The sequence below is a fragment of the Neorhizobium descurainiae genome (assembly GCF_051400715.1).
Classification (GTDB): domain Bacteria; phylum Pseudomonadota; class Alphaproteobacteria; order Rhizobiales; family Rhizobiaceae; genus Neorhizobium.
Genome location: NZ_JBLFFK010000027.1, coordinates 63,130 through 71,198 on the forward strand (window position 1 = coordinate 63,130; position 8,069 = coordinate 71,198).

Genomic DNA, 8,069 nt, shown 5'->3' on the forward strand with positions numbered 1-8,069 from the left:
TCCACCGAGCAAGGCCCGATCGCGCTGCCAGCGGGCATCGCTTTGCACCTTCGCGGGGAGGAGCAGCGATGATTATGGGACCGCGCTTCAACAACACCTCATCGGGACGAACGCTGGTCGAACTCACATGGCGCGAAAAACGGATCGAGCATTGGATACGCTTCGGTTCGATCGCTGCAGAACAGAAGCTCGATCGCCACCGTCGTATCGTCAGCTTCGCGCCCGGCAGCATTTTCGCGTTCGTCCGCTGGGCCGGCAACGATTACGGCACGATCATCTCGCGCATCGACATCGTGCGCGCTGTCAGCTCCAATGAACCATACCAAACGCTGTCCTTCGTTCGCCCCGGCGGCGAAATCCTGCTGCGCATCCACGGCTGGCCGAAGGTCGGGATCGTGCTGAAGACGATCGATGCGATCGAGGCACTCGACATTGACCCGACCGATGTTGCACCGGATCATTGGCGGCACATCCACAACCGCCTCAGCGCCAACGAGCCTTTCCGCGCCTATTCCCCCGAACAGCATCGCGCCTGGCTGCGGCGCCAAGGGGTGCAGCCATGACGGCGCGCGGTGGGACGCTTGTCGTGATGTTGGCCGGTGCCGCCCTCATCGTTGTGCCGGCCTGGAGCCGGCCCGATATCCGCTTCATCTGGAACGCGTCGGCTAGCGTGCCGGTCGGGCTCTATCGGATCGAGCGCGGCGGCGCGCTGTTGGTCGGAGACCTCGCTGTCGTCATGCCGCCGGACAAGCTCGCCGGCTTCCTCGACAAGCGCCGCTATCTGCCGAAGGGCCTGCCCCTTCTCAAGCGCGTGCTGGCGCTTGTTGGAACCACCGTCTGCCGGAACGGCGCATCGATCACCGCCTACGGCACGATCTTTGGACAGGCCCGCGAGCGCGACGGCCAAGACCGTCCTCTGCCCATCTGGCAAGGCTGCCGGACGATTGCCGACGGCGAAGCCTTCTTCATGAATTGGGACAGTTCCGATAGTTTCGACGGCCGCTATTTCGGGCCGCTTCCGCGTTCAACCGTGGTTGGCAGGGCGATCCCGCTCTGGACCACCGACGATCCCGATCCGGCTGCGGACAGCTTCCGCGAGCCGGTTCCTGACGAGCCGTGATGGCTCGTTTTTTTGAACCGCGAAAGGACCACCGCGATGCCCCAGATCGGTACCTTCACCCGCAATGACGACGGATTTTTCGGCCGCATCCGCACGCTTACTCTCGACGCCGAAGTGACCATCTTGCCGACCGACGGCGGCGACGCCGAGAACGCGCCGAGCCACCGTGTCTTCGCCGATGGCCAGGAGGTTGGCGCAGCGTGGGATCGGACCGGCGACCGGGCAGGGGCCTATCTGTCCGTCACCATCGACGACCCTTCCTTCATCGAACCGATCCGCGCCCGCATGTTTGAGTCCGACACGAAGAAGGACACATGGAATCTTCACTGGACGCGCAAGACGCGGCGCGACGATCAGGCATGACCCTCGTGCGCTGCCATTCTTCTCGCGAACCTTCAGGCTCACTCCCCTTGATCGATCATGTGCCGATCACTCCCCTCGACCCGATCGCCCATCGGGCGGCCGGCGCGCGCAGCAGAGGTCAAGGGTGGCGGCCGATTTTCCGGGAAGCGGACACGCCTACAGGTGTTGCCCGCCCGGAAAATCTAGGCCCGCGGCGCAGCCTTGCCCTTGGCCGCCGCGAGCACGATGGCAGGCTGATGGGCAATCGGGCCGGCGGTCTTTGCGCCGCCATCCCGGTGCTCATGGTGTGGCTCATCGCGGGCACCATGAGCGTGACGGCACCGTGCGCGGCGTCGGCTGATCCTCCGGCACACACAATGTCGGCGGCCCGCAACGCCACGGTCGCCGTGGCGGTTGATCCCTGGGCATCCTACGTCGCGGAAGCCGCCCGCCGCTTCGCCATTCCCGACCGCTGGATACGCGCCGTCATGCGCGTCGAAAGCGATCATGATCCGCAGGCTGTTTCGCCGAAAGGCGCGATGGGGCTGATGCAGATCATGTCCGCGACATGGCAGGAGTTGCGCATCAGGTATCGCCTTGGAGACGACCCTTACGATCCGCGCAACAACGTTCTGGCCGGCGCTGCCTATCTTGCCGAACTGCACGATCTTTACGGCTCGCCCGGCTTCCTCGCCGCCTACAACGCTGGTCCCGGCCGCTACGAACAGCATCTCGTCACCGGCGATCCGTTGCCCGCCGAGACGGTCGACTACATAGCGAAGATCGTGCCGACGATCGACGCCGTTGCCGCCGAAACATATCGTCCGGCGCGCTCCGAGTGGTCCGTCGCGCCGCTCTTCGTCGCGCATGCGACGGTGCGCGGTGACGGCGGTCGTGCGGCGGGCGATCTTCCGTCCGATCGCCCATCCAACCGCGGCGCGATCGTTGACCTTTCGGCGCTCGCGCCGCCGTCCGATGGTCTGTTCGTGCACCGGACCCAAGATAGGGAGGCCCGGCCATGATTGGCGTGTCTTATCGCAGGACCGGGGACGGGGTCGTAGCTGTTGCGGGAAGCCGAGGAGGTCCGGCGCCGACGACCGAAGGAAGGCGGGATAAAAAGCCGCACATTGCGGCTCGGTCGGGCGGTTGTTTCGATTGGCTTTTCCGGAACGTCGCGCACATCGCGGCTTTTGAGCGCGAGGAGCGCGTCTGCGAATTATCGAATGATTTCTGCGAAAATCGCACGTCGCAGCGGAAAACCCCATGAGCAGGGACGACGATTTCCGGGTCCGGCCCGGCCGCATCCGCTCCAGCAAGGCCCAAAGGGCAAAGCCGTTCATCGGCCAGGCGTTGGCCGCCGCGCAGAAGGCCGGCGGGCGTGTGTCCCGCTCCGGCAAGATCACCTCGGGACGCGGCTCCCGCTTCGGCCGCGGCCGCGTGGCGAGCGTGCGCGCCAATCGGCTTATCACCGGCCGTTCACGCGGCGCCGTCATCAAGACCCGCGTCGTCCGACACACGGCGCGGTCCGCGCCGCTCAAAGCGCATCTCGCCTACCTGCGCCGCGACGGCGTCAACCGTGACGGCGAGAAGGCCCGCATGTTCGATCCGGAAACCGACGAAGCGGACGTGAAGGATTTCGCTGAACGCTGTAAGGATGATCGGCATCATTTCCGGTTCATCGTCTCCCCGGACGATGCCCTGGAAATGTCCGACCTGAAGAGCTTCACTCGCGAACTGATGGCGAGCGTCGCGAAGGATCTTGGCTCGAAGCTCGATTGGGTCGCCGTCGATCACTGGAACACCGAACATCCCCACGTCCATGTCATCCTGCGCGGCCGCGCCCACGACGGCAACGACCTCGTCATCTCCCGCGACTACATCAAGGAGGGGATGCGCAACCGGGCGCAGGACCTCATCATCCAGGAACTCGGACCGCACACCGACATCGACATCCGCCGCTCGATCGAACGTCAGATCGACGCCGAGCGCTGGACGCAGCTCGACCGCCAGCTGGTCCGCGATGCCGATCGCTACGGCTTTCTCGATCTCGCTCCGGCGCCGGACCAGAAGCCGGACGAATATCTGTCCCTGAAGGTCGGGCGGCTGCGCAAGCTCGAAAGCCTCGGTCTCGCCCAAGCTTCCGGCCCCGGCCAATGGGTGATTGCCGAAGAGGCGGAAGCCACCTTGCGCGAGGTTGGCGAGCGCGGCGACATCATCAAGCGGATGCACCGGGCGCTGACCGAACGCGGCATCGAGCGCGGGCTGACCGACTACGTGCTCTCCGGCGAAACGCATGGCGAGCCGGTCATCGGCCGGCTGGTCGAGCTCGGCTTGGACGACGAGCTGCGCGGCACGGCCTTTGCCGTGGTCGACGGCGTAGACGGCCGCACCCATCACATCCGTCTTCCCGACATCGAGGCGGCCGGGGACGGCGCGCTGGGATCGATCGTCGAGCTGCGGTCGTTCGAGGACGCGCGCGGTGAGCGTCGCGTCGCACTGGCTGTCCGTTCCGATCTTCCGATCGAGACCCAGACCACAGCCGACGGCGCCACCTGGCTCGACCGCCAGCTTGTCGCCCGCGATGCGGTCGATCTCGGCGGCGGCTTCGGGCTGGAGGTGAAACAGGCGATGGAGGCGCGGGCCGAACACCTGATCGAAGAGGGGCTGGCGCGGCGGCAGGGCGAACGTGTTGTCTTCGCCCGCAACCTGCTCGGTACGCTCCGACAACGTGAACTGGACGCGCTCGGCGAAAAGCTCTCCCAAGAAATGAACATGCCGTTCCGCGACGCCGCCGCAGGGGAATATGTCGCCGGCATCTACAGCCGGCGCTTCACCCTGGCATCCGGCCGTTTCGCGATGGTCGATGATGGTCTTGGCTTCAGTCTCGTGCCGTGGACGCCTTCCGTCGAGAAGCACATAGGCCAGCACATATCCGGCGTGGCCCGCCCGGACGGCGGCGTTGACTGGAGTTTTGGGCGCAAGCGCGGGCTTGGCTTGTGAATGAAATTCCAGCTCTTGCTTGATTCAGGCTGGGGAAATCATATATGACTATCGGTAGTCATATGGAGAAGTGCCATGAAGGAAATTCAGCTCAAGGACGCAAAGGCGACGCTTTCGGCTGTGGTTGATCAGGCCGTGGCCGGAGAGGCAACCGTTATCACCCGTCATGGGCGCAAGGAAGCCGTGCTAGTTTCCTTCGAGGAATGGCAACGGGTTTCCAAGGTGCCGGATTTTGCCGACCTGCTTCTGGCATTTCCCGGTGAGCCGGCAGATATTCCCGAACGTCCGCGCAAGCCCGCCCGTGCGTTGCGTGAAAACGGCATCTGATCTTGTATCTTCTGGACACCAACATCGTGTCGGCCGATGCGCCGACCAAACACCAAGTCGGTGTCGAGGCGTTCGCCGCCTGGGTGCGTGCGCATAGCGATCAGCTCTATCTTTCGGTGATCACCATTGCCGAGATCGAAGCCGGCATTGCCCGCGCTGTAAGGATCGAGGCCACGACGAAGGCGCAGAATCTGCGCCGCTGGCTATCGGCCGTGGAGCACTTCTATGCTGGTCGCATCCTGCCGTTCGGTATCGAGGAAGCAGGGCAGGCTGGCCTGATGCTCGACCGGACACGTGCTCACGATCCCGGTTTCGAGGACATCGCCATAGCGGCTACTGCCGCCGCGCATGGTCTCACCGTTCTGACGGCCAACGAGCGCCATTTCGAGCCGCTGGGCGTTCCGCTCGCCAATCCTCTGAAGCAGTTGCCGACCATACAGTAGTGGGCGGTGCCGGGACCAACCGACCCCGCAGCCCGCAAGTATTTTTACTACGGCTTTCGCCGGCCTACCTCGTTCCCGGCCTATGATATTGAAATAGCGCCAAAAACTCCCTTCGTCTGGACATGAAACTATGTTTGGAAGGGAGTTTCCGGCTTGTCGGCGACGCGCCTGCTATGGGGACAGATCATTGCCGTCTTCCTGACCGTGCCCGTTGCGGTCTGGAGCGCGACGCAATGGGTCGCCTGGCGGCTCGGCTTCCAGCCGCAGCTTGGCTCTCCCTGGTTCGAACTCGCCGGCCTGCCGATCTATCCGCCGCCGGCTCTCATCTGGTGGTGGTATTTCTACGATGCCTATGCGCCGGATGTCTTCCTCGAAGGCGGAGCGATCGCCGCGTCCGGCGGGTTGATCGCCATCGTGGTCGCCGTCTTCATGTCGATCTTTCGGGCGCGTGAGGCGAAAGACGTTCGCACCTTCGGCTCTGCCCGCTGGGCCGAACGCGAGGAGATCGAGAAGGCCAGCCTGCTTGATGATGATGGCGTGGTGCTTGGCCGCTATGAGAGCGATTATCTCCGTCACGACGGTGCCGAGCATGTGCTCTGCTTTGCTCCGACACGATCGGGCAAGGGGGTTGGACTTGTCGTGCCAACGCTGCTGACATGGCCGGGCAGTTGCATCGTTCACGATATCAAGGGTGAGAACTGGGAGCTGACCGCGGGATTCCGGGCAAGACACGGTCGCGTGTTGCTGTTCGATCCGACCAATCCGAATTCCTCTCCCTACAATCCGCTGCTGGAGGTGCGCAAGGGCGAATGGGAGGTACGGGACGTACAGAATGTTGCCGATGTCCTGGTGGATCCCGAGGGATCATTGGAAAAACGGAACCATTGGGAGAAGACGTCCCACTCTCTCCTGGTCGGTGCGATCCTGCACGTTCTCTATGCCGAACGGGACAAGACGCTTGCCGGTGTCGCCGCTTTCCTCTCGGATCCGCGCCGGCCGATCGAGATGACGCTGAGGGCCATGATGACCACCCCTCATCTCGGTAAGGACGGGCCACATCCGGTCGTCGCCAGCGCCGCCCGTGAATTGCTCAACAAATCCGATAACGAGCGGTCCGGCGTCTTGAGCACCGCGATGTCCTTCCTGGGCCTTTATCGCGATCCGGTGATTGCAGCCGTAACCAGCCGTTGCGATTGGCGCATTGCCGATCTGATCGGGGAGGGGATGCCGGCCACGCTTTATCTGGTCGTACCGCCATCCGATATTTCCAGAACCAAGCCGCTCGTTCGCCTGGTTCTCAACCAGATCGGCCGTCGGTTGACGGAAGATCTTCATGCGAAGGGTCGCCGCCACAGAATGCTGATGATGCTCGACGAGTTCCCGGCGCTCGGCCGGCTCGACTTCTTCGAGAGCGCGCTCGCCTTTATGGCGGGCTACGGCATCAAGGCTTTCCTGATTGCCCAGAGCCTTAACCAGATCGAAAAGGCCTATGGTCCGAACAATTCGATACTCGACAACTGTCATGTGAGGGTCAGCTTTGCGACCAATGACGAGAGGACAGCGAAACGTGTGTCGGACTCGCTAGGTACCGCCACCGAGATGCGCGCGATGCAGAATTATGCTGGGCACCGGCTGGCACCGTGGCTGGCGCACATCATGGTTTCCCGACAGGAGACAGCGCGCGCGCTCATGACACCCGGGGAGATCATGCAGCTTCCATCCGACGAGGAGATCGTCATGATCGCGGGTGTTCCGCCCATCCGGACGAAGAAGGCCCGGTATTTCGAAGATGCACGGCTCAAGGAACGCGTTCTTCCGGTCCCGGAGGTTTTCAATTCCGATGTTCCGCCCAAGGCGGATGATTGGTCGGCGCTAAAGGAGATCCCCGCCCTCGCAGTGACCGGCAGCGCCTCGGCAAGGGGGCAGTTGGAAAACTCGGAAATAGTCATGGAGGAAAACGATGCCGCCAATGCCGGCTTGCGCCGGGAGCCAGGTCTTGAGCGGCATAAGGACATCACGCCGGAGCCAGTTCGATCACCCATCAACGAGTTCGATCCCGACAATGATGAACCGGACGCTGATGCTGTTGCAAACAAGATGCTGGCCCGCGGCATGCGCAATATCGCGCGGCAGATTTCGATGGATCCCGGCGATGGCATGGAGTTGTGAGCATGCCCGCACGTCCAGACAGAAAACAGCGGCTTTCCGTCTATCTTGATCCGGAGCTGAAACAGCAACTCGGCGATTTTGCCGATCGGCGCGGGCATTCAAGCTCACTCATCGCCGAAGCCGCAATTGCTTCGTTCCTTTCCCCAGATGCCGACGAGCGAAAGGAGGCCGCGATCAGCAAACGCCTCGACCGGATCGATCGCAGCATACAGCGGGTCGAACGGGATCTGGTCATCGCCAATGAGGCCTTCGCCCTCTTCGTCCGTTTCTGGCTGAATACGACCGCTCCTTTACCGGAGGCCGCTCAAGCTGCCGCTCGGGCGAAGGGTGGTGAGCGTTATGACAAGTTTCTCGAGGCGCTCGGTCGGCGGCTCGCCAATGGACCGCGATTCAGGGAGGAGGTGCCTGAGGAAGCCCAGTCAGATGCCTCGAGTTCGAATCCATAGCACTTCGCAGTGCTCGGCTTCATTCCGATTTTTCCCGGCCGTCGCGGATTGTAGGCCAGGCGCGATCTGACAAGCGGCTCCTCTCGATATCGCCATCTTTCCACAAGCTTGGTGGCGCGTACCGGTTTGGAAACAAAGCCGGCCGCCCGGCGCGAACAAATAATTGTTGTGACCCTGATTTTTGAGGGTTGCGGGGATGGGTGACGGGGATTGTAGATTGCG

10 protein-coding genes are annotated in these 8,069 nt (G+C 63.0%); 9 read left to right on the forward strand and 1 reads right to left on the reverse strand.

Going from position 1 to position 8,069, the window contains the following annotated elements:
- The first annotated feature begins 68 nt into the window (after positions 1-68).
- From ACMGE0_RS29645 to ACMGE0_RS29685, 9 genes are all read left to right on the forward strand, one after another.
- A complete protein-coding gene (locus ACMGE0_RS29645) occupies positions 69-563 on the forward strand; it encodes a DUF2840 domain-containing protein (RefSeq protein WP_436819482.1) in 495 nt (164 codons plus the stop codon).
- The gene (locus ACMGE0_RS29650) at positions 560-1,120 is read left to right on the forward strand and encodes a S26 family signal peptidase (RefSeq protein WP_436819483.1); all 561 of its coding nucleotides are present in this window, start codon (positions 560-562) and stop codon (positions 1,118-1,120) included. The genes ACMGE0_RS29645 and ACMGE0_RS29650 overlap by 4 nt, the downstream gene beginning before the upstream one ends.
- Before the next feature lie 36 nt (positions 1,121-1,156).
- Positions 1,157-1,483 (forward strand): DUF736 domain-containing protein, encoded by a 327-nt coding sequence (locus ACMGE0_RS29655; protein WP_436819484.1) that lies wholly within the window; start codon positions 1,157-1,159, stop codon positions 1,481-1,483.
- Between the two features lie 47 nt (positions 1,484-1,530).
- Positions 1,531-2,484, forward strand: a complete 954-nt coding sequence (locus ACMGE0_RS29660; RefSeq protein WP_436819485.1) for a lytic transglycosylase domain-containing protein — start codon at positions 1,531-1,533, stop codon at positions 2,482-2,484.
- Positions 2,485-2,725: 241 nt separating this feature from the next.
- On the forward strand, positions 2,726-4,462 hold the full coding sequence (locus ACMGE0_RS29665) for a relaxase/mobilization nuclease domain-containing protein (protein ID WP_436819486.1): 1,737 nt from the start codon (positions 2,726-2,728) through the stop codon (positions 4,460-4,462).
- Positions 4,463-4,537: 75 nt separating this feature from the next.
- Positions 4,538-4,789, forward strand: a complete 252-nt coding sequence (locus ACMGE0_RS29670) for a type II toxin-antitoxin system Phd/YefM family antitoxin (RefSeq protein ID WP_436819487.1) — start codon at positions 4,538-4,540, stop codon at positions 4,787-4,789.
- 2 nt (positions 4,790-4,791) lie between these two features.
- Positions 4,792-5,232, forward strand: a complete 441-nt coding sequence (locus ACMGE0_RS29675; protein ID WP_436819488.1) for a PIN domain-containing protein — start codon at positions 4,792-4,794, stop codon at positions 5,230-5,232.
- A 153-nt stretch (positions 5,233-5,385) separates the two neighbouring features.
- Complete coding sequence (locus ACMGE0_RS29680) at positions 5,386-7,401, forward strand: conjugal transfer protein TraG (RefSeq protein ID WP_436819489.1); 2,016 nt, start codon at positions 5,386-5,388, stop codon at positions 7,399-7,401.
- Positions 7,402-7,403: 2 nt separating this feature from the next.
- Complete coding sequence (locus ACMGE0_RS29685; protein ID WP_436819490.1) at positions 7,404-7,847, forward strand: CopG family transcriptional regulator; 444 nt, start codon at positions 7,404-7,406, stop codon at positions 7,845-7,847.
- 19 nt (positions 7,848-7,866) lie between these two features.
- Here ACMGE0_RS29685 and ACMGE0_RS29690 read toward each other — a convergent pair.
- The coding region (locus ACMGE0_RS29690) for a hypothetical protein (RefSeq protein ID WP_436819491.1) at positions 7,867-8,069 on the reverse strand (203 nt) is incomplete at its 5' end.

Bases quoted from the DNA above. Each gene is read 5' to 3' on its own strand.
- ACMGE0_RS29645 (WP_436819482.1), top strand. From the start codon at position 69: ATGATTATGGGACCGCGCTTCAACAACACCTCATCGGGACGAACGCTG.
- ACMGE0_RS29650 (WP_436819483.1), top strand. From the start codon at position 560: ATGACGGCGCGCGGTGGGACGCTTGTCGTGATGTTGGCCGGTGCCGCC.
- ACMGE0_RS29655 (WP_436819484.1), top strand. From the start codon at position 1,157: ATGCCCCAGATCGGTACCTTCACCCGCAATGACGACGGATTTTTCGGC.
- ACMGE0_RS29665 (WP_436819486.1), top strand. From the start codon at position 2,726: ATGAGCAGGGACGACGATTTCCGGGTCCGGCCCGGCCGCATCCGCTCC.
- ACMGE0_RS29670 (WP_436819487.1), top strand. From the start codon at position 4,538: ATGAAGGAAATTCAGCTCAAGGACGCAAAGGCGACGCTTTCGGCTGTG.
- ACMGE0_RS29685 (WP_436819490.1), top strand. From the start codon at position 7,404: ATGCCCGCACGTCCAGACAGAAAACAGCGGCTTTCCGTCTATCTTGAT.